At 57.4% G+C, this 21,130-nt stretch carries 13 protein-coding genes; 11 read left to right on the forward strand and 2 right to left on the reverse strand.

Features of this window, described 5'->3' with window-relative positions; genetic code table 11:
- Window positions 1–37: 37 nt before the first annotated feature.
- The 4 genes from ALO43_RS07235 (at window position 38) to ALO43_RS07250 (ending at window position 6,095) form a co-directional block, all read left to right on the forward strand.
- Entirely contained in the window at window positions 38–1,105 is a 1,068-nt protein-coding gene (locus ALO43_RS07235) for an efflux RND transporter periplasmic adaptor subunit (protein ID WP_054997355.1), read from the forward strand.
- The gene (locus ALO43_RS07240; protein ID WP_054997305.1) at window positions 1,102–4,182 is read left to right on the forward strand and encodes an efflux RND transporter permease subunit; all 3,081 of its coding nucleotides are present in this window, start codon (window positions 1,102–1,104) and stop codon (window positions 4,180–4,182) included. The genes ALO43_RS07235 and ALO43_RS07240 overlap by 4 nt, the downstream gene beginning before the upstream one ends.
- A 64-nt stretch (window positions 4,183–4,246) precedes the next feature.
- Entirely contained in the window at window positions 4,247–5,488 is a 1,242-nt protein-coding gene (locus tag ALO43_RS07245; RefSeq protein WP_054997306.1) for a M20/M25/M40 family metallo-hydrolase, read from the forward strand.
- A 181-nt stretch (window positions 5,489–5,669) separates the two neighbouring features.
- The gene (locus ALO43_RS07250) at window positions 5,670–6,095 is read left to right on the forward strand and encodes a VOC family protein (protein WP_024669404.1); all 426 of its coding nucleotides are present in this window, start codon (window positions 5,670–5,672) and stop codon (window positions 6,093–6,095) included.
- Window positions 6,096–6,121: 26 nt separating this feature from the next.
- On the opposite strand, the gene ALO43_RS07255 is transcribed toward ALO43_RS07250, so the two are convergent.
- A complete protein-coding gene (locus ALO43_RS07255) occupies window positions 6,122–6,997 on the reverse strand; it encodes a LysR family transcriptional regulator (RefSeq protein WP_024691197.1) in 876 nt (291 codons plus the stop codon).
- Window positions 6,998–7,188: 191 nt separating this feature from the next.
- Between ALO43_RS07255 and ALO43_RS07260 the strand changes: the two genes are divergently transcribed.
- The 5 genes from ALO43_RS07260 to ALO43_RS07280 all read left to right on the forward strand — a co-directional run bounded on the left by ALO43_RS07260 (window position 7,189) and on the right by ALO43_RS07280 (window position 15,872).
- Window positions 7,189–8,664, forward strand: a complete 1,476-nt coding sequence (locus ALO43_RS07260) for a TolC family outer membrane protein (RefSeq protein WP_081000224.1) — start codon at window positions 7,189–7,191, stop codon at window positions 8,662–8,664.
- 141 nt (window positions 8,665–8,805) lie between these two features.
- Window positions 8,806–10,968 (forward strand): type I secretion system permease/ATPase, encoded by a 2,163-nt coding sequence (locus ALO43_RS07265; RefSeq protein ID WP_054997307.1) that lies wholly within the window; start codon window positions 8,806–8,808, stop codon window positions 10,966–10,968.
- Window positions 10,961–12,382, forward strand: coding sequence for an HlyD family type I secretion periplasmic adaptor subunit (locus ALO43_RS07270; protein ID WP_054997308.1), 1,422 nt, complete (start codon window positions 10,961–10,963; stop codon window positions 12,380–12,382). The genes ALO43_RS07265 and ALO43_RS07270 overlap by 8 nt, the downstream gene beginning before the upstream one ends.
- Window positions 12,383–12,432: 50 nt before the next feature.
- Window positions 12,433–14,946, forward strand: a complete 2,514-nt coding sequence (locus tag ALO43_RS07275; protein ID WP_053932722.1) for a calcium-binding protein — start codon at window positions 12,433–12,435, stop codon at window positions 14,944–14,946.
- Window positions 14,947–15,236: 290 nt separating this feature from the next.
- Window positions 15,237–15,872 (forward strand): glutathione S-transferase family protein, encoded by a 636-nt coding sequence (locus tag ALO43_RS07280; RefSeq protein ID WP_054997309.1) that lies wholly within the window; start codon window positions 15,237–15,239, stop codon window positions 15,870–15,872.
- 33 nt (window positions 15,873–15,905) lie between these two features.
- On the opposite strand, the gene ALO43_RS07285 is transcribed toward ALO43_RS07280, so the two are convergent.
- On the reverse strand, window positions 15,906–17,216 hold the full coding sequence (locus ALO43_RS07285) for a sensor histidine kinase (RefSeq protein ID WP_024669398.1): 1,311 nt from the start codon (window positions 17,214–17,216) through the stop codon (window positions 15,906–15,908).
- A gap of 485 nt (window positions 17,217–17,701) precedes the next feature.
- Here ALO43_RS07285 and ALO43_RS07290 point away from each other — a divergent pair, with 485 nt between their 5' ends.
- Window positions 17,702–19,309 carry a M10 family metallopeptidase gene (locus ALO43_RS07290; protein ID WP_054997310.1) on the forward strand — a complete coding sequence of 536 codons (1,608 nt, stop codon included), beginning with the start codon at window positions 17,702–17,704 and terminating at the stop codon, window positions 19,307–19,309.
- Window positions 19,310–19,736: 427 nt separating this feature from the next.
- A complete protein-coding gene (locus ALO43_RS07295; RefSeq protein WP_234779159.1) occupies window positions 19,737–21,080 on the forward strand; it encodes an amidase in 1,344 nt (447 codons plus the stop codon).
- Window positions 21,081–21,130 lie beyond the last annotated feature (50 nt).

The raw sequence follows: 21,130 nt of genomic DNA on the forward strand, positions 1-21,130 counted from the left end.
CTTGCGGCGATGTGCTGCTCACCTGTGCAGTCTGGCCTTGATCGTCCTGATACTCAGTGGATGCAGCGACAAACACCCGACCAGCGTTGCTGCCGTGCGTGCCGTCAAGGTCGACGCGGTGCGCGCTGGCGAGGCGGCCACGATGCGCTTTATCGGCACCGTTCGGCAGCAGGCGCGCGCCAGTCTGGCATTCGAGTCCGCCGGCACCGTGAGCGAAATACGCGTCGATGTCGGCGACGCGGTGCAGAAGGGCCAGCTGCTCGCCAGTCTTGATCGACAGCCTGCAACCTTGCATCTGCAGCAGGCGCAGGCCAGCGCGCGTCTGGCTGCAGCCCAGTCAGTCGAGCGTGAGCAAAACTACCAGCGTCAGAAGAATCTGCTCGCTGCAGGCAGTGTTGCGCAAAGCGTTGTCGAGTCGGCTCTGGCATCCCGCGAGCAAGCCAAGGCCGAGCAGGTTCGGGCCCAGGCTGAATTAGCGCTGGCGCGTCGTGATCTGGAGCGTAGCCAGATGCTTGCGCCTTTTTCCGGGCGAGTGGTTGCGCGCCGTGCCGAACCGTGCAGCGTGCTGCCTGCCGGGCAGGTAGTGCTTGACGTCGAATCCGGCGAGGGGCAGCAGGTGGTCGCGGCTGTTCCGGTTGCGCTTGCCGAGGAGCTCAAACCCGGCGAACTCGCCAGAGCTTCGCGCACGGCAGACAACACGTCAGGCTTCGATCTGGCTCTTGAAGGTATTTCTCCACGGGCCGATGACGGGCTGGTCAGAACGGCGGTATTTCGTGTCTTGCGTCCCGCCCGAACGCTGCCCAGCGGCGTCACGCTGCTGGTGCAGATGCAACTCGAATCAGGCCCGCAGCCGCTGTCTATTCCGATACAAGCGTTATGGATGGGAGCTGGCAGCAACACGGCCGAGGTATTTGTCTATCAACCGGGTGGAACGGTGTCGATCCGCGCAGTCTCCTTGGGACCGGTCAGAGAAGGGCGAGCGGTTATCGCCAGCGGGCTGGTTGCAGGTGAACAAGTGGTGACTGCCGGAGCCGCCTTCCTGCAGGACGGGCAGGCTGTCAGCCTGTTTCAGCCAAGTACGCGTTTGAGCGGAAGTGCGCCATGAACCTTACGTATCGAGCAATGCGCGCAAGCCGCCTGACCCTGTTTGCTGCCGGCCTGATTTTGCTGGCCGGCGTCGCTACTTTCATGGGTTTTCCTTCTCAGGAAGAGCCTTCGGTGACTGTTCGGGATGCCTTGGTCAGCGTCTCTCTGCCTGGTCTTTCCGCTGAACGCACCGAGGAGCTGCTTGCCAGGCCGCTTGAAGAGAAAATTCGTGAACTGGCGGATATCAGGAACGTGGTCACTACGGTCAAGCCGGGCCGGGTGATTGTGCAGGTCACGGCCTATGACAGCGTCAAGGACCTCGGGCTGTTGTGGCAGCGACTGCGGGCCAAGACAGGTGAAGCGAGCGGTGTTTTTCCAGCGGGTACCCAAGGCCCCTTTGTGGATGACGATTTTGGCCGGGTTGCGGTAGCTTCCATTGCGGTGACGGCACCGGGTTTCAGCATGAGCGAAATGCGCAGACCGGTAAAACGGCTGCGCAACCAGCTTTATGAGCTTGATGGTGTCGATCAGGTCGAGCTCTACGGCTTGCAAGAAGAGCGTATCTATCTGGACTTCGATCACCAGACACTGGCGGCTGCCGGGCTTTCGCCTCAGCAGCTAATGCAGCAGTTGCAGGCGCGTAATGTTATTGCGCCGGGAGGCAACCCGGTGATCGGCCAGCAGAGCACGACGCTCTCGGTCAGTGGCGAGATACTTTCGCTTGAGCAGCTTCGCCAGTTTCCCGTGCAGTTGTCCAGCGGTCAGACGGTTGCGCTGCAAAGCCTGGGCAGGGTGTCGGTGGCCGCAGCCGATCCACCGGACACCGAGGCCATTTATCAAGGGCAGGATGCTGTTGTTCTGGCGGTATCGATGCAGCCGGGCCTTAATGTCCAGACGTTCGGCAGCGCGTTGCGCAAGCGGCTCGGAGAGCTCGAACAGCAACTCCCGGCCGGCTTCACCTTGCACATCGTGACGTTCCAGTCCGACGTGGTTAAGCACGAGATGAGCAAGATGTACCACGTCATGGCCGAAACGGTCGTCATCGTGATGTGCGTGGTCATGCTGTTTCTCGGCTGGCGCACCGGCTTGGTGGTCGGGGTGATCGTGCCGTTGACTATTCTGAGTACGCTGCTGGTCATGCGTGCTCTGGGGATTGAGCTGCAAACCGTCTCGATCGCCGCGATCATTCTGGCGTTGGGGTTGCTGGTGGATAATGGCATCGTCATCGCCGAGGACATCGAGCGCCGACTGCATGCCGGAGAGGATCGACGAAGCGCGTGTGAGCAAGCGGGGCGAACGCTGATGATTCCCCTGCTGACCTCGTCACTGGTCATCGTGCTGGCGTTCTCGCCATTCTTTCTGGGCCAGACCAGTACCAATGAATACCTGCGTTCACTGGCAATCGTACTGGCGACCACGCTGGTTAGTTCCTGGTTGCTCAGTGTGACGGTGACGCCCTTGCTGTGCTTTTACTTCGCCCGGTCTCCGGTTGATTCAAAGGAGCCTGCCACCGATGAATATGCATCTGTGTTCTATCGCGGTTATCGAAAAGTCATCGAGGGACTGCTGAGGCACTACCTGATTTTCATTGGCAGCATGGCGGTCTTGCTGGTAATCGCGGTCACAGTGCTGACTCATGTGCCCTACGACTTTCTACCGAAGTCGGACCGCATGCAGTTCCAGATCCCGCTGGTTCTGGAGCCGGGCAGCAGCTCGCGTGCGACGTCACAGGCGGTGCGTGATATCAGCCAGTGGCTGAGTAATGACAAGGACGTCAAAGACAGCATCGGCTATGTGGCCGATGGTGGTCCACGAATCGTTCTGGGGCTCAACCCGCCATTGTCCGCTCCAGACGTTGCCTACTTCACGGTCAGCGTGCGCGACGGTGCCAATGTCGATGAGGTGATTGAACGAACCCGGCATTTTCTTCTCTCGCAGCACCCCGAAATAGAAGCACAGCCCAAACGCTTTTCACTGGGCACCACCGAGGCAGGCGTCGCGATTTATCGAGTGATCGGCCCGGACGAAAAAGTACTGCGCACGATTGCGCGCAGGATCGAACAGGCCTTGTCGGCGTTGCCGGGTACGCTGGACGTACATGATGACTGGCGCAACCGGCTGCTGCGGTATGACGTGGTGGTCGATCAATACAAGGCACTGCATGCCGGAGTTTCGACTCAGGACATTGCGCAGGCCCTGCAACTGAGGAATAACGGCCTGAGCGTGTCTTCAATGCAGGATGGCGAAACCGCCGTGGCTATCGTGGCGCGCGAGCAGGGCACACCGAGCATGCCCGCCAGCGAGCTGGACAGTACGCTGATCTATCCGGCTTCAGGTGCCGCCCCGCTGATGTTGTCCGCTATCGCCACTGTGGAGCCAAAAGCCGAAGCCTCGACCATCCAGCGCCGCAACCTGGAGCGGGCCATCACCGTGGTCGGGCACAACCCGTCGTTGACGGCTACGTCTATCGTCGAACAACTGGCACCGCAAATCGCTGCGCTCAATCTGCCTGCCGGTTATCGCATTGAGCTGGGTGGCGAGATAGAGGACTCGGCCGAAGCCAACCAGGCATTGCTGCAGTACATGCCGCATGCGCTGGTGGCGATGCTGCTGTTGTTTATCTGGCAGTTCAACTCGTTCCGCAAATTGCTGATTGTCATTTCCAGCGTGCCCTTTGTGCTCATCGGCGTAGCGTTGGCGCTGGTGCTTACGGGGTATCCGTTCGGCTTCATGGCCACCTTCGGACTGCTTTCGCTGGCGGGGATCATTGTCAATAACGCGGTGTTGCTACTGGAGCGCATTGAAGCCGAGCGCGAGGGCGGGCTTTCTGTACGTGAGTCGGTAGTCAATGCAGCGGTCAAGCGCTTGCGACCGATTGTGATGACCAAATTGACCTGCATCATCGGCCTGATCCCCTTGATGCTGTTCGCCGGTCCGCTCTGGGAAGGCATGGCGATCACCATCATGGGCGGGCTTGCTCTTGGCACGCTGGTGACGCTGGGCCTGATCCCCATTCTTTACTGGCTGCTGTTCGAAAAGCTCGAGCGCAGGCGCGAACGGACTTTAACGTGCGATACAGGCGCATCGCACTCGTGACGCCTGACAACGCGGTAGGGTATGTTTCTGAAAAACCCGTTCATGCAAACAAGGATAGATAACCATGCGCCCATTTTTTCGCTCGCCACTGGCTGCTCACTTGGCCTTGGCACTGGCCTTGACGACTTCGGCACAGGTGGCGATGGCCGAAACCCACAAGGCGATTCAGGCCGATGCGGAGCAATATCAGGACGAGGCCTTGAAACTGCTCGAACGCCTAGTGAACATCGACTCGGGTTCCGGCTATGTGCCGGGCCTTACCAAGGTCAGTGATATCGCTATCGACGAGCTGAAAAAGCTCGGTGCAACCATCGAGCAGGTGCCGAATACACCTGAGGCCAGTCATCATGTCATCGCTACGCTGAAGGGCACCGGCAAGGCGAAAATCCTGTTGATGGCGCACATGGACACGGTATTCAAAGAAGGTTCGGCGGCAGAACGACCATTCCATATCAAGGATGGTCGTGCCTACGGCCCTGGCGTGATGGACGACAAAGGTGGCATCGTCGCTGCCATCTACGCGCTGAAAGTCTTGCATAACCTGAAATTCACTGACTACGCGCAGATCACCGTGCTGCTCGACGCCAGTGAAGAAACCGGCTCGGTGGTCGCGACCGACCTGATCAAAAAGACTGCCAAAGAGCATGATGTCACGCTGAACCTGGAGCCAGGGCGTCCGGCCGATGGCCTTGTGGTCTGGCGCAAGGGGTCTGCAACGGCGCTGGTCGACGTGAAGGGCAAGGCGTCCCACGCAGGCGTCGCCCCGGAACTGGGGCGCAATGCGGCCACCGAAGTGGCGCATCAGATCCTGCAACTCGGCAAGCTGGGGGACGAGGAGAAGAAAACCACCATCAACTTCACGGTCCTCAAGGCGGGTGATCGCACCAACGTGATTCCGGATCAGGCCAGCGCCAAGGCCGACGTCCGCGCAGCGGTGCCTGAGGAGTTCGACCGGATCGAGCAAGATCTCGCCAGGGTCTCGGCCAACAAGCTAGTGCCTGATACCGAGGTCAAGACCAGCCTGGTGCGCGGCCTGCCACCCATGCCGCAAACGCCGAAGTCCGATGCGCTGGTCGCTATGGCACAAGGCATCTATGGCGAACTGGGCCGCACACTGACGATTGAAGGCAGTGGCGGGGCGGCGGATTCAAGTCTGTCTGCGAGCGTGGGGACGCCGACGCTGGATGGTTTCGGCATTGTCGGTGGCAATATTCACACGCCGGAAGAATACGCCGAGGTGGGCAGCGTGGCGCCAAGGATTTACTTGCTGTCACGGATGATCATGAAATTGTCCGGTCAGCCTTGATGCTTAAGTCCTGAAGCACTGATGTATGGACAGGCACAAATATTATTTGTGCTTGTCCACAAAACATGTTGATTTTATTTTTCGCTCGCAAGCCCCAGGATGAGGACAGATTCAAGCGGATCGTTTTGGCGAGACAGCAGCCTCGACGACCGCCTCCCATAAAAACGTCCCCGGAGTTCTGATGAGCCTTTCTCCTTTCCATCTGGCAATTCCCGTTTATGACCTGGCCGCCGCACGCACTTTCTACGGCGAAGTGTTCGGGCTTGCCGAGGGCCGTTCCAGTGCGCAATGGGTCGATTTCGACTTTTATGGCCATCAACTGGTGATACACGAACAACCCAAGACCCCTTCCCAGGAAAGCGTACACAGCAACCCGGTGGACGGGCACGACGTGCCGGTTCCGCATTTCGGCATCATTCTGGAGTGGGTGCAGTGGGAGGCATTGGCCGAGCGCCTGAAGTCGTTCGGCACGCAGTTCGTCATCGAGCCTTACATCCGCTTCAAAGGACAAGTTGGCGAGCAGGCCACCATGTTTCTGTTTGATCCGTGCGGCAATGCACTTGAGTTCAAGGCGTTCAAGGACATGAGCCAGCTATTCGCCAAATAACGTTTGCGTACTGGCAGTGGCCCCGGTCACTGCACTTCCTGACCCTGCGCCGTCAGCAGTCGGGCGAGTTCTTTTACTGGCTCTGCCAGACTTCTGCGCGCCCGATGCACCAGACCTATATCACGATGAAACGTGTGTTGCCCCAGATCGACGGCCCGCACCCCCGCTGGCCATGCCTGAAGGGTGGCTGTCTGCGGGACCAGCGCAACACCCACGCCGTTGGCGACCAGTTTGACGATCGCGTCCAGTTCATCGAGCTCGCACACCTCCCGTAACGCGACGTGCGTCTTACGCAGGAAACGGTCGACTTGGCGGCCGCCAAACGATGATCGGTCATAGCGGATGAAGGGCTGATTCGAGATCAGCGCAGACCAGTCATCACCTCGCACATCGGCCGGGACGATGAGGCAATAGGGTTCGCGTGTCAGGGTGGTCCAGCGCAGGTCGCTGTGCAGCGAGAAGGGTGGACGAATGATCGCTGCCAGATCGATTTCGCCAGCGTCCACCTGGTTGACCAGGTCCATCGACAGCCCAGGAATGATACGGGTTCGACATTGTGGGCATTGCTGATGAAACAGTGCGAGCGCGTCCGGCAAGAACGAGCGTTGCACAGAAGCAATGGCCCCCAGCGTCACCAGCACATCGGGGGCCAGCCCAACGGCGTCACTGCCCAGATTGCCGTATAGCTGCAGCAGCTCTTGAGCCTGTAACAGCACTTGCTGGCCCATACGATTCAACTGCGCCGAACGCCCTGTGCGGTCGAACAACTTGACCCCCAGCTCCGCCTCAAGACGCTGCATCTGCGCACTTACCGCTGCCTGAGTCAGGCCTATCCGGTCTCCGGCAGCGGCGAACGTGCCATCCCGAGCAACGGCGATAAAAGTTTTCAGTTCTTTGATCATTGGCAAATATTAGTTGTGTTCAAGATGTGAATGCATCGGTTTATTTGATCAATCAGGTTAGCGTAATAACGCGGGGTCTTACATGGCAAATTAGCTTTAAAAAAAGTTCAACAAACCAGATAAAGGGTCGATACATTTATTTGACGTCATAGTGATGGCGTTCCAGGATTGTCCAACTTTTTGATGTCAATATGCTATCGCAAGGACGCACTGTGTACGTTGATGCTTTCAAAACAACGCTGCTTTTCTTGTTCTCTATCGTCGCACTTCCTTTGCTCGCGGCTCCTGCGCCCGCTGATAAAAGCGCTGTGTATGGTGCTGGTAGCCAAGGCCGGGATATGCCAAGGCAGCGAGCAGATCTTTTGAGCGTTTATGAGGCTGCATCCCATAACGATGCTCGATTGTCTGCTGCGCGCCACGCTTACAGGGCAGAGCTTGAAGCCGTCCCGCAGGCGCGCGCAGGGCTATTGCCGAGCCTGACTGCCGGCGCGACAACCGAAGTGACGGGCTTGAAGCGTGACGAGCCTGCCCTGAGCCGCGAGCGAAGCGGTACAACTGTTCGGGCGAATCTCAGTCAGCCGTTGTTCCGTATTGATCGCTGGTTCCAGTTGAAGGCGGCGCAGTCAAGTGTCATCCAGGCCGAGCTCGAACTTGCCGCTCAGGAACAAAACCTGATTCTGACGGCTGCTCAGACCTATTTCGAAATACTCAGGCAACTGGACGCTTTTGCCGCAGCTCAGGCGGAAGAGGCTGCCTTGCTGCGCCAGCGCGATCAGGCGCAGGGGCGGCTTGAGGATGGAGCTTCAAGTATCACTGATGTGTACGATGCCCAAGCCGCTTACGACAACGCCCGCGCCGATCGGCAACAGTTTCAGCGCAAAGTGGATGATGCCTATGAAGCGCTGGAGCGCCTGACGCGGCGCACATACAGCGCTATTGCCGGTATGGGGCATCAGTTACCCGTAGAGGCGCCGGTGCCTAATGACGCCCGAGCCTGGGTGGACACCGCTGTTCGACAGAACCTGGAACTTCAGGCCAGCGAATACGCAGTCAGTGCCGCGACGCACACGCTCAGCCAGCGAAAGTCTGGTCACGCGCCCACGATTGATGCAGTAGCGTCGTATCGCAAAGGTGATAACGATAGTTTTGGGTACAGCAATCCCACTGACTTTGGCAGTAATGGTTATCGCGACCGGGTAGCGCAAAGCAGCGTCGGTATTGAACTTAATATTCCCCTGTATTCGGGCGGAATGACCAATTCCCAGATCAAAGAGTCCACCGAGCGTCTTTATCAGAGTCAGGACGAACAGGAGGACCGCCGCCGTGAAGTCGTACTGAATACCCGCAATGCATTTCGCGGTATCAACGCAGGCATAGAGCAGATCATCGCCCGTCGCCAGAGCATCGTTTCCGGGCAGAAGTCGGTGGAGGCTAATCAGGTCGGTGTTGACCTGGGGTCGCGCAATATTGCGGATGTACTCAACGCTCAGCGTCAACTGTACGCAGCCGTGCGTGATTATAACGACGCTCGTTATGACTACATCCTAGACAACCTGAAGCTTAAACAGGCGGCAGGCACCCTGAGTCCTGATGACTTGAAAGCACTGGCGCGCTACTTGAAACAGGACTACGACCCGGCCCGTGATTTTTTGCCGACAGGCAGTTGAAGGTGTTGGCATTGCCTGCCTCAAACATTGAGATTTGGCGATGTTGACGCTGCAAGCATCACACCCACGAAAGTAACTCACACTCTTATTTGAACATCTGATGAGACTGCCGACCTCAAGGCATGTCGGCAGGGACGCGCAATGAATGATTCGGAAATGGGCGCTCGGACGCCTGACAATGCCCCTCGTCTCGACACCGGACTGGCCTCGCTGGTCATGCTTGCGCGCTTCCATCAGGTAGCGGCTTCGCCAGAGCAACTGGCTCATGAGTTTGGTAGTCCTGATCAATCCCTGTCGCAAGACAGCTTGTTACTGGCAGCCCGCAAACTCGGTTTGAAAGCCAAAGCGGCCAAGACCAACACTGAGCGTCTGGACCGTACACCACTCCCCGCCATAGCAGTGGACAACAACGGCGGGTTCTTCATCATTGCGCGCCTCGATCAAGGCAAGGCGTTAATTCACGATCCATTGGCTCAGCGTCCTGAAGTCATTACCTTCGAGGCCTTGCAGGCACGCTGGACCGGACAGCTGTTACTTATTCGCTCGGAGGCCGGCACGCCGGGCGAGTCTTCAAGTTTCGATTTCACCTGGTTCATTCCTGCCATTGTCAAATACCGGAAGTTGCTGGGTGAAGTGATGCTGGTTTCCTTCGTCCTGCAGATTTTCTCGTTGATCACGCCGCTGTTCTTTCAAGTAGTGATGGACAAGGTACTTGTCCATCACGGCCTGACGACTCTTGACGTCATCGCTGTTGGCCTTGCCGGGGTCATGCTGTTTGAGTCGGCCCTGTCCGGCTTGCGCACCTACGTATTTGCGCATACCGCCAGCCGCATCGACGTAGAGCTGGGTTCGAAGCTGTTTCGTCACTTGATCACCTTGCCACTCTCATACTTTCAGGCGCGCCGCGTAGGTGATTCGGTAGCGCGTGTTCGCGAATTGGAAAACATCCGTAATTTCCTGACCGGCAATGCCATCACCCTGTTGCTGGATGTGCTGTTCTCGGTGGTGTTCATTGCGGTGATGTTTTACTACAGCGGTTGGCTGACGTTGATCGTATTGCTGTCCCTGCCGCTCTACATTCTGGTGTCGGTGCTTATCACTCCGGTTTTGCGCAAACGCCTCAACGACAGTTTTGCTCGTGGTGCAGAGAATCAGGCGTTTCTGGTCGAAACTGTCAACGGTATAGACACCCTTAAGTCCATGGCGGTAGAACCGCAAGCCATTCGAAAGTGGGACAACCAGCTGGCGGGTTATGTTGCTGCGGGCTTCAAAACCCAGAACCTGTCGACCATCGCCAATGAAAGCGTCTCGCTGATCGGCAAACTGGTAACTGTCGCAACGCTGTGGTTCGGTGCTCGTCTTGTGATTGACGGCCAGCTTTCGGTGGGGCAGTTGATTGCGTTCAACATGCTGGCCGGTCGTGTCGCTCAACCGATCATGCGCCTTGCCCAACTGTGGACCAACTTCCAGCAAACCGGTGTATCGGTCCAGCGTCTGGGCGACATCCTCAATACCCGTAACGAACTTTCGCAAGTCAATCGCAGTGCGTTGCCACCTATCAAAGGGCGTATCGAGTTCGATCAGGTGCATTTTCGCTATCGCCCGGACGGTTCGGAGATCCTGCGAGGTATCAACCTTGTTATTACGCCGGGGCAAGTCATCGGTGTGGTGGGGCGTTCCGGTTCGGGCAAGAGCACATTGACGCGTTTGTTGCAGCGCCTCTATGTGCCGGAGCGCGGTCGGGTGTTGGTCGATGGCATGGACCTGGCCCTGGCAGACGTTTCGTCCTTGCGCCGCCAGATCGGCGTGGTACTGCAGGACAACATGCTGTTCAACCGCAGCATCCGCGAAAACATCGCCCTGAGTGATGCCGGGGCGCCTTTGGAAGCGGTGATGCAAATGGCCAAACTGGCTGGCGCCCACGACTTCATCCTTGAGCTGCCGGAGGGTTACGACACGATGGTTGGCGAGCACGGCGCATCGTTATCTGGCGGTCAGCGCCAACGCATCGCTATTGCTCGTGCCCTGATGGGCAACCCGCGAATCCTGATTTTCGACGAGGCCACCAGTGCGCTGGACTATGAGTCTGAACGCATTGTTCAGCAGAACATGCAGGCTATCTGCAAAGGGCGCACGGTCATCATCATCGCGCATCGACTGTCCGCCGTTCGCGATGCCAACCGCATCGTCGTCGTGGATCGCGGGCAAATTGTAGAGCAGGGCTCCCACGCCGAATTGCTGACCCACCAAGCGGGTCACTACTCGCGTCTCCACCGCTTGCAGCAAGGAGGCAGTCATGTCTAAAGCTGAATCCACCGGGCTTTTACAGCGCTATCGCCGTGTCTGGCGGCAATCCTGGCGTCAGCGCAGTGAAATGGAAGCGCCCAGGCGCCTGGCGCATGAAGTGCAGTTTCTGCCCGCTGCGCTGGAGTTGCAGGACAAGCCGAGCCACCCCGCGCCGCGTATTTTCATGTGGGCGATCATGCTATTTGCCGCCTTGGCGCTGCTGTGGGCTTGTCTGGGCAAGATTGATGTAGTCGCCACCGCCAGCGGCAAAATCATTCCCAGCGGCAAGACCAAAACCATTCAGTCCAGTGAAACGGCGGTGGTCAAAGCGATTCATGTGCGTGACGGGCAATCGGTCAAGGCGGGTCAGTTGCTTTTGGAACTGGACTCCACATCAGCCGATGCCGATGTGGGACGTGTTCGCAGTGACCTGTTGGCTGCACGCGTTGACAGTGCGCGGGCGGCAGCCATGCTCGACGCAATCAACCAGCGCAAACCGCCTCGGGATCTGGCCGGCACTATTGTCGATGCCGACCCGATGCATGTGATGGCAGCTGAGCGCTGGTTGCAGGGCCAGTATCAGGAATACCGCAGCAGCCTGGACCTGGTCGATGCCGAGATTCAGCAACGCCAGGCCGATATCCAGGCGGCACGCATCCAGGTAATGAGCCTGCAGAAGACCTTGCCTATCGCCACCAAGCTGGCCAGTGACTACGAAAACCTGCTGAAAAAGCAGTACATCGCCCGCCACGCGTACCTTGAAAAGGAACAGGCGCGCCTGGACCTTGAACGCCAACTGAGCGTGCAGCAAGCCAGCGTCCTGCAATCCACTGCCGCCCGACAGGAAGCAGAACGTCGTCGCGAAGGCGTAGTCGCCCAGACCCGCCGCGCCATGCTCGACTTGCTGCAACAGGCCGACCAGAAAATCGCATCTTTCAATCAGGACTTGACCAAGGCCCGTTATCAGGAAGACCTCACCACTCTCGAGGCGCCGGTAGACGGCACTGTCCAGCAACTGGCCGTGCATACCGTCGGCGGCGTCGTCACCCCCGCACAACCGCTGATGGTTCTCGTCCCTGATGGCCAGCCGGTGGAAGTGGAAGCCATGCTGGAGAACAAGGACATCGGTTTCGTCCGTGCTGGCCAGCCCGTTACCGTCAAGGTCGAGACGTTCACTTTCACCAAGTACGGCACGATAGAAGGCGAAGTTATCAGCGTCTCCAATGACGCCATCGAAGATGAAAAGCGTGGGTTGATCTACAGCAGCAAGATTCGCCTTAACAGCGACACGCTGAACGTAAATGGCGTGGACATCAAGTTGTCGCCGGGTATGGCAGTGACGGCGGAAGTGAAGACGAACAAGCGTCGGGTAATTGAGTATTTCCTGAGTCCGTTGCAGCAGCATGCACAGGAGAGTTTCAGGGAAAGGTAGTACGTGAAAAAAACGGATCAATAACAGCAACTCAAGGCGGTGACTCTCTTATGGGCGATACAACGGCAACTCTTATCAACGGGCAGAGTGGCGACGATTGGCTTTATGGTACGTCGGGCAATGACATCCTGGATGGCGGTGCGGGAAATGACAGCTTGTCCGGTCAGTTCGGCAATGACACTTACCTGTTCTACCGAGGTATGGGGCAAGATACAGTTACTGATTTCGACTGGACCGTCGGCAATATCGATACCATCAAGGTCGCTGCCGATATTGCACCCGCCGATGTGACGGTTAGTCGTGATGGCAACTATTTGTATCTCTCGATAAAGGGCACGACGGACAAAATGTCAGTCACGCTCTTCAATAACATCAACTATCAGGTGGAGCGTGTCGAGTTCGCTGACGGGACGGTATGGGGTGTCGATACCTTGAAAACCATGACTCGCGGCGTCGCCAGCGATGCCGCTGATACGTTGTATGGCGATGTCGGGGCCGATGTGCTCGATGGCCTCAATGGCAACGACAAGTTATACGGTGAGGAAGGCGACGACTTGCTGAGCGGAGGGGGTGGTAACGATTGGTTGTATGGAGGAGCAGGCAACGACACCTTGAATGGCGGTGCAGGCGACGACTCCCTAAGCGGTGATGTGGGCGATGACATCCTGGACGGCGGTGCCGGTAATGACTATTTGTCGGGATATACAGGCAACGACACTTATCTTTTCTACAGAGGGATGGGGCAAGACACTATCACTGAGTACGATACCACTGTCGGCAACGTCGATATCATTAAGGTGGCTGCCGATATCGCTCCTGATGATGTCGTCGTGAAGCAAGAGCGCTCGGATCTTTATCTGTCCATCAAGGGCACGACAGACTGGATGAAGATTTACAGCTATACCGACCCTGGCGCGCAGATTGAACGGGTCGAATTTGCTGACGGGACCGTCTGGTCTCCAACCGATCTCAAACGTCTTTCGCAGGTAGTTGCCAGTGAAGTGGCGGACACGCTCTATGGGGACGAAACCAGTGAGCAGCTCGATGGTCTGGGCGGTAACGACCAGATTTATGGCCTTGCCGGCAACGATGTGCTCTTGGGCGGCGCGGGCGATGACATGCTTGATGGCGGAATGGGGCGCGATACACTGGATGGCGGCGCTGGCAACGACTCGCTTTATGGCGGCACCGACAATGATACTTATCTGTTTCAGCGTGGCGGCGGTCAGGATGTGATCTTTGATAGCGACTGGACCGCCGGCAATATCGACACGATCAAACTGGCGTCAGGTATTGCTTCAACCGATATCAAGGCCTCGCGAACAGGAGACAACCTCGAACTGGCAATTATCGGAACATCGGACAAAATAACGGTTCGCGACTGGTTTTATTCTGCCGATTCGCAGGTCGAACAAGTTCAGTTTGCGGATGGCACTCTCTGGGATGTTGCGACCCTGAAAGCCATGGTCAAAGGCGTTGCAAGTGAAGGCAACGACGTTCTGCAAGGGGATGAGTCCGTTGCCGATATCCTGAACGGATTGGGTGGGGACGATAAACTTTACGGTTTGTCGGGTAATGACACGCTCAATGGCGGTGCCGGCAAAGACACGCTTTACGGTGGTGCAGGTGCGGACACCCTTGATGGTGGCGCCGGCAATGACAGCCTTTATGGTGACGCTGGCAACGACACTTATCTTTTCTATCGTGGCGCCGGACAAGACTGGATCAGCGATTACGACAGTACTGCAGGCAATCTGGATGTCATCAAGATCGCAGAAAACCTTACGCCTGCCGACATCCAGCTAAGCCGCAGTACATACGATCTGTATGTAGGCATCGCAGGGGCAACCGACAAGCTTACGGTGTCTGGATGGTTTTCCAATAGCTCGACCCAGGTCGAGCAGATTCAGTTCTCTGATGGAACAACCTGGGGAGCTGATGCGATCACAACGATGAGTAGTGGTATGGCCAGTCAGGGCGACGATGTCCTTTACGGTAAAGATGCGCTGGCTGATTCGTTGGCGGGTCTGGATGGCAACGACGAACTTCACGGGTTGGGCGGCAACGACATTCTGTCGGGGGGCTCTGGTAACGATCAGCTTTATGGCGATGCAGGCAACGACACTCTGACAGGTGGGGCCGGCAATGATCGACTGAGCGGCGGTCTGGGTAATGATCTCTACCAATTTGAGCGAGGCGACGGTCAAGACGTTATCGACGATTTCGATCCTGATGCCAACACTGATGTACTGCAATTCGGCGCAGATATTGCGGCAGATCAATTGTGGTTCAGCAAGAACGGTTGGGATCTGGAAGTCGGTGTCATTGGCACTGCTGATAAAGTGACGGTATCGAACTGGTCTTTCTGGAGCTCGGACAGTTGGAAAGATTCTCAGAAGATTGAGCAATTCCGTACCGCCGACGGCAAAGTCCTGATGGGAAGCCAGGTTGATCAGTTGGTCGAAGCCATGGCCGCGTTCGCGCCTCCTGCTGCCGGGGAACTTAAGTTGTCCGACAGCTATCAGGCATCGTTGGACGTGGTTATTGCCAGCAACTGGCAATAACCGTTATCCAGGCTGTCGAGCTATCTTAGCTGTGACAGCCTGGAGTTTTCCTGCAGCTGCGTATCCTTGGCTCACATAAAACGTCGGGTGTCGGAGTTTCTAATATTTGATCGTACTTATGCTATTCACCCGCCTGCAGAAACTGCAAAAGCATTTGTCTGCCGGGTCATCATGCCCTGCATCGCATTGTCTGCCTGGGCCTCGAAGACATGACAATTTGCCCTTTATAAAACGCAGCTGGGCATCAGGTACAAGCACTTCTTCTAACTATATGTGACAGGAAAACCGCCATGTACACATTATTCGGCACTGAAAACTCCGGCTCGGCAGCCATCGAAATGGCGCTTGAGCAGTGTGCTGTTCCCTATGAGCTTGTGAATGCGTGTTCATGGGAGGAGGGGGCGGGCAAAGAGGCATTGAGGAAGGTCAATCCATTGCTGCAAGTGCCAACGCTGGTGCTGCCCGATGGCAGTGTGTTGACGGAAAGCGTTGCGATTCTGATTTACCTCGGTCTGGAGTTCCCAGGCTCCGGTCTTTTGCCAAAAGACTCAGGGCTGCGGGCCCAGGCGCTGCGTGCGCTGGTCTACATAGCCAGCAATTGCTATGCCGCCATAGGGCTTATCGACTACCCGCTACGCTGGTTGCCGGGTGCGGATGACGTTCTGCAGGCACGATTTGAATCCGGTGCGCGGGCGCGCCTGAACGAGAGCTGGGCGACTTTCGCTGATCTTTTCGGTCGTCCTTCAGGCTGGCAGCAAGGTGCACCAGGCGCAGTTGAGATGCTTACTGCTGTAGTAACCAGATGGGGCGAGGCCCGCGAGCATTTGCAGGCATTTCGGCCTGATTTTTACGCGTTGTTGATGCAGGTGGATGCCCATCCGGTGGTAAAGACTGTTGCGCAGCGTCACTGGCGTGAAGACACCTGAAACACCTGCTGCGGACTCGGCGTGCTTTTAAGCCTAACCCTGACTCTCCGAGTTGATCTGGCCCAGTATCCTCAGGTAGAGGTGCATGGTGGTGCCACTGCCAGGTGCGGTTTCGACGAGTACGCCGCCGCCTGCGTTCACCGCGAACTCCTGAACCTGCGCCAGGCCCAGCCCGGTGCCAAGGCCGGAGGTCTTGGTGGTGAAAAAGGGTTCGAATATCTGATCCTTGAGATGGTCGACCATGCCGGCGCCGTTATCACTTACGCTGAGCACCACATAGTCACCCGCCTGCAGGCGCGGCTCGTCCTTGACGGATTCAAAACGCGTCGCGATATGCGCCTTGCCTGGCCCCGACATGGCGTCCCGTGCATTGGCCAGCAGGTTCAGTACGGCAGCGTGAAGCTGGGCTTCGACACACAAAACGCCCCAGCCACGGGCTGAGAAGTCGAACGTCAGTTCGAGTTGGTCTCCTACCGAACGCCATAAAAGGTCACGGGCGGCCTCAAGCCGCTCACTGACATCTATGCAGATCAGTTCGTGACCGTCCTGACGGACGCTGTTGAGCAGGCGAGTTACCAGTTGACGGCCATGCTCCACCGCTTGCAGCCCGCTGTTGCTGAACGTCTCGACATCTCGTGGACGTCGCGAGCGCATGTTGATGAGTTGCAGGCTGGCGCTTAGCGCCTGAAGCAGGTTGTTGAAGTCATGGGCGATGCTGGCGGTGAGCATGCCCAGCGAAGACACCCGCTGTGAGTGACGCAAATTACGTTCCAGTGCCAGGCTTTGGCTCTGGGCGTTCTCGAGGCTCAAGGTCAGCTCTGCAGCATGGCGATCGCGTTGTTCGTTGAGCAGGCGATTTTCCAGCAGTGCTCCTGTCTGTCGCGCCAGTGCCTGCAGCGCAAGGCGCTGTTGTTCGGTCAGGACGCGCGGCCAGATATCGATCACGCAGACTGTACCCAGTGCGTGGCCGTCTTCAGTGCGAATCGGCGCGCCTGCATAAAACTTTATGTAGGGCGGCCCCAGAACCAGTGGGCTTTCTCTGAAGCGGGGGTCTGTGGTGGCGTCTTCCACCACCATCACGTCGTCAGGCTGCAGGATTGCGTGAGCACAGAAGGCCAGATCGCGATGGGTTTCCCGGACATCCAGACCAATACAGGCCTTGAACCACTGACGCTCACGATCAATCAGCGACACCAGCGCTATGGGCGCATCGCACAAGGTGGTGGCGAGCAGCACTATGTCGTCGAAGTCCCGTTCCGGGAGGCTGTCCAGGACGTTGAGATGCTCGAGCGACAGGACTCGATCTTCCTCGTTAGCTGGAAGTGGTGCAGGGCTATGGGCCATGAGGACGATCGCACTAATGACGAAATGAGACCCTATGATGCCTATGATTGACAGGCGGCAGCAAGGCTCATTATCAGCGACCGGAGCGCGGCCCGTGCTTCCGGCGCGCGTCCATAGGGTATGCCCCTGAAGAGCATGGCGGGGGGAGTGGGCATGCAGTCGGGGGCCTGCTGAGCGAGCAGTGAACTACGTACGGTGTTCCTCGGTTTTACGGTAACTTTGTGAACATCAGGCTGTGTGTTTAAAAGCATGTAAGAAGGGGCGCTTAAAAAGTTTATTAAAGTATGGTCGTAATAAGAATTGAAGTATGACTGTCATAAAAAGCCTCGGCGCCCTCGTCATTATTCTGTTGTTGTGTACGAATGCTAAAGTTGTAACTTATTGTGTCCAGATTACGCCTGTTGTGTAATAAACTTGCCGTGGGTTTGTGCTGTTCTGCACAAGCTCTGACCCACTAATGTCTACTCGCTTCAGGAGCAATGCCGATGCCTGGCCCAAATGATTCAAGCCCTGCCGACCTGTTGACTGCGGGGTCCGACGATGACCGAATCACGAGCTTGCTGTGGGGGCCATACTGGCTGAAAGGGCCTAACGGCAATAACCTGACCTACAGCTTTCATACCGCAGATTCCGTGTACTCCACTGACTACAGTCGCTCGCAGGAACCCAGCGACGCCTACTCGCTGACCACCGCTCAAATGGACGCGGCCAGAAGCGCGCTGGGCGCATGGAGCGCAGTGGCGGACATCAAGTTCACTGAGGTTCAGGACACCCCTGACAACGTCGGCGATATCCGTTTCGGTGGTTTCAAGGGCCTGAAGGGCACCGAGCTAGGCCAGGCTTACGCGCCGGGCACGCTGGGCAGGTCGGGCGACGTCTGGATCGGTCCCGACGTGGATGCGGCAGTGCCTGGAAAAGGTACGCCCGATTACCTGACGTTCATGCATGAAACGGGGCATGCACTCGGTTTGAAGCATTCGTTCGAAGAAACTCAGTACAACGATGTATTGCTTGACGCGAAGTTTGAAGACGCCCGCTACACCATCATGAGCTACACCAATAAATACAGCTTCAAGCCCACCACGCCCATGCTGCTGGACGTTGCAGCCATGCAGTTCATCTATGGTGCCAACACCCACTATCACACCGAGAACGACGTCTATAAGTGGGCCCCCGATCAGTCGGTGTTCGAGACCATCTGGGACGCGGGTGGTAAGGACACTATCGATGCCAGCAATCAGGCGGCATTTGTGAAGATCAACCTTAACGAGGGGGAGTTCAGCACCATCGGCAAGGCGTTTCTTGATTACAACCATACCCCGGACAACCCGACCCAGATGAATTCGGGGCTGGCGATTGCCTATGGCACGCATATCGAAAATGCAATCGGCTCCGCATTCGATGACACGTTGATCGGCAACGAGCTGGCGAACGTGCTGGATGGTCGTGGCGGTCTGGACACCATGATCGGCGGCCTCGGCAACGACACCTACGTGGTCGATCAGGTTGGTGAGCTGGCGTTGGTACAGGAAAAAGCCAATGAAGGCATAGATACGCTGAAAATCACTTACAACAATACCTCCGACAAGGCAGCTGTGATCGACCTCAACACCGGGACGCTGGCGAACTTCGAGAATGTTCACCTGAAAGGCGAGGGTGATTTCACGGTACTGGGCAATGATCGCAACAATACCCTGACCGGTAATGACGCCAACAACATCCTCGTTGGCGGCGGTGGTAATGACAAGCTCACTGGCGGTCAGGGGGCTGACATTCTCACCGGAGGTAGCGGCGCTGACCATTTCGTATTCAATGACCTGTCTGAAACAGGCAAAGGCCTGAACAGCGACGTGATCACGGACTTCAACAGTCAGCAGGGCGACAAACTGAGCTTTCTCAAGATGGACGCGAATATCGATACCAAGGCTCTGGATGCGTTCACCTTCATCGGCAGCGGAGAATTTACCGCAGCTGGCCAGTTACGCTTTGTCGATCATGTGTTGTCCGGCAACGTCAATGCCGACCTGCATGCCGATTTTGACATCCAACTGGTCGGCGTGACGAGTTTTCATGCTCAGGATCTGGCGGTCTGATTGCTGCCATGAAGCGCTGTTGCAATGAACTGTTCAACCAGTAGGAAGTGCCAAGGAATGGCACTGTTTCATTCAATCGTTTTTTTGTCTGAGCCCGGCGTTCGCTGGATTCGTTTGACCTTTCCAGCCTATGCAAACGCGCACCGTGAAAGTGCGAGGTATTGTTTTGCCTGCGTTTTCAGCACCGCTACGGTGCTGTTACAAAATTTAAAGCCACAAAATCAAAATAACCAACAAATCCCACTTGACGCGTCAACATACGCTCCCTGTAATGCGCTGACCGAGGTTCATGCCAGGCGTTACGCAGACGTATTACAGACATACTTACGCTGAGGTATCCCAATTGATTGAGGCAAAGCCATCTTCCGTACCGACTGTAATTGAGGCCGCCGCGCTCGTCCGCAAAGGATGCATGACGTCTATACGCATGACCGAGTTATGCCTTTCGGCCATTGAAACCCACAATCCCACACTGAACGCCTTTGGCGACGTTTACGCAGAGGCTGCGCTCGAGCAGGCCTGGATCCTCACTGGCGAGATGCAGCGCGGCAAGATACGCGGCCCGTTGCACGGCATACCTTTTGGCATCAAGGACCTCTTCTCGACTGCCGGGCTACGCACCACGCGTGGTTCGTTGAGCGCGCTGGATGCGGTGCCGACTCAGGACGCTCCGATCATCCGGCGTCTCAAGAACGCGGGTGCAATCATTCTGGGCAAAACCGCGACCACCGAGTTCGGCTGGACCGGGGCCAGCACATCAAAAGTGTTTGGCAACGGTCGCAACCCGTGGGACCCGACGCTGACCAGTGGTGGCTCCAGTTCGGGGTCTGCAATTGCGGTGGCGGCGCGAATGGTTCCGGCCACACTGGGGTCTGATGGCGGGGGTTCGGTGCGTATACCGGGGGCCTTTTGTGGCGCGTTTGCCCTGAAGGGAACCCTGGGGCGCATTCCGACCTGGCCCTGGTCGGCGACCGAGATGCTCAGCCATGCCGGGCCGATTACCCGAACCGTGCGTGACAGCGCGCTGCTGTTCGACATTCTGTCAGGGCCTGATCCGCTGGATCATCAGGCATTGCCTGCCCCTGACGAGTCCTTTCTGGCTCGCTGCGATCAGCCATTGCCCCCGTTGCGAATCGGATTTTGTCCGACCCTGTTCGATACACCGGTCGATCCGCAAGTCGCGGCTGTTGTGGACGCTGCGGTTGCCAATATCGCCAGGTCCCTGCCAGTGACGGTCAGTACCTTCGATCCGGGCTGGCAGGACCCGCTGGCGACTTTTGAAACACTCTGGGTCGGGGGGCGCGGCATCGCTTACGGCAAGGCGTTGTCGCAGCAGATGGATCAGCTCGATCCTGGCTTTGCCGAGCTGATCAGACGCTCGGCGCACTACAGCCTGAGTGATTACCTGCAGGCGCTTCAACAGCGCGCAGCCTTTGCCAACCAAGTACACGCGACTTTTGAAGATTACGATCTGCTGATCATGCCCACACTGCCGATTCTGCCGTTTGCCGCAGACGAGGTGGCACCAGTCGGGTATCCCGGTCAGGACAGCGCAGTGCCCTGGGCACGCTGGACGCCGTTTACCTACCCTTTCAACATCGCCGGCAACCCGGCAGCCAGCCTGCCTTGCGGGCTGAGCAGTACCGGGCTGCCTGTTGGCCTGCAGGTCGTCGGGCCACGTTTCGCCGATGCCCTGGTGCTTCAGTTCTGCGCTGCCGTGGAGGCCATTGCGCCTTGGGACCAGCGCCTTCCGCCGATGCTGGGGGCGTGAAGATGAGGCTCGTCCGTGCGCAAGCGCAGCCAACCTGCCGTTACCCCGGA

The sequence above is a fragment of the Pseudomonas tremae genome (assembly GCF_001401155.1).
GTDB lineage: Bacteria > Pseudomonadota > Gammaproteobacteria > Pseudomonadales > Pseudomonadaceae > Aquipseudomonas > Aquipseudomonas tremae.

Bases quoted from the DNA above. Each gene is read 5' to 3' on its own strand.
- ALO43_RS07240 (WP_054997305.1), top strand. From the start codon at position 1,102: ATGAACCTTACGTATCGAGCAATGCGCGCAAGCCGCCTGACCCTGTTT.
- ALO43_RS07245 (WP_054997306.1), top strand. From the start codon at position 4,247: ATGCGCCCATTTTTTCGCTCGCCACTGGCTGCTCACTTGGCCTTGGCA.
- ALO43_RS07250 (WP_024669404.1), top strand. From the start codon at position 5,670: ATGAGCCTTTCTCCTTTCCATCTGGCAATTCCCGTTTATGACCTGGCC.
- ALO43_RS07255 (WP_024691197.1), bottom strand. From the start codon at position 6,997: ATGATCAAAGAACTGAAAACTTTTATCGCCGTTGCTCGGGATGGCACG.
- ALO43_RS07260 (WP_081000224.1), top strand. From the start codon at position 7,189: ATGCTATCGCAAGGACGCACTGTGTACGTTGATGCTTTCAAAACAACG.
- ALO43_RS07265 (WP_054997307.1), top strand. From the start codon at position 8,806: ATGAATGATTCGGAAATGGGCGCTCGGACGCCTGACAATGCCCCTCGT.
- ALO43_RS07270 (WP_054997308.1), top strand. From the start codon at position 10,961: ATGTCTAAAGCTGAATCCACCGGGCTTTTACAGCGCTATCGCCGTGTC.
- ALO43_RS07275 (WP_053932722.1), top strand. From the start codon at position 12,433: ATGGGCGATACAACGGCAACTCTTATCAACGGGCAGAGTGGCGACGAT.
- ALO43_RS07280 (WP_054997309.1), top strand. From the start codon at position 15,237: ATGTACACATTATTCGGCACTGAAAACTCCGGCTCGGCAGCCATCGAA.
- ALO43_RS07285 (WP_024669398.1), bottom strand. From the start codon at position 17,216: ATGGCCCATAGCCCTGCACCACTTCCAGCTAACGAGGAAGATCGAGTC.
- ALO43_RS07290 (WP_054997310.1), top strand. From the start codon at position 17,702: ATGCCTGGCCCAAATGATTCAAGCCCTGCCGACCTGTTGACTGCGGGG.
- ALO43_RS07295 (WP_234779159.1), top strand. From the start codon at position 19,737: ATGACCGAGTTATGCCTTTCGGCCATTGAAACCCACAATCCCACACTG.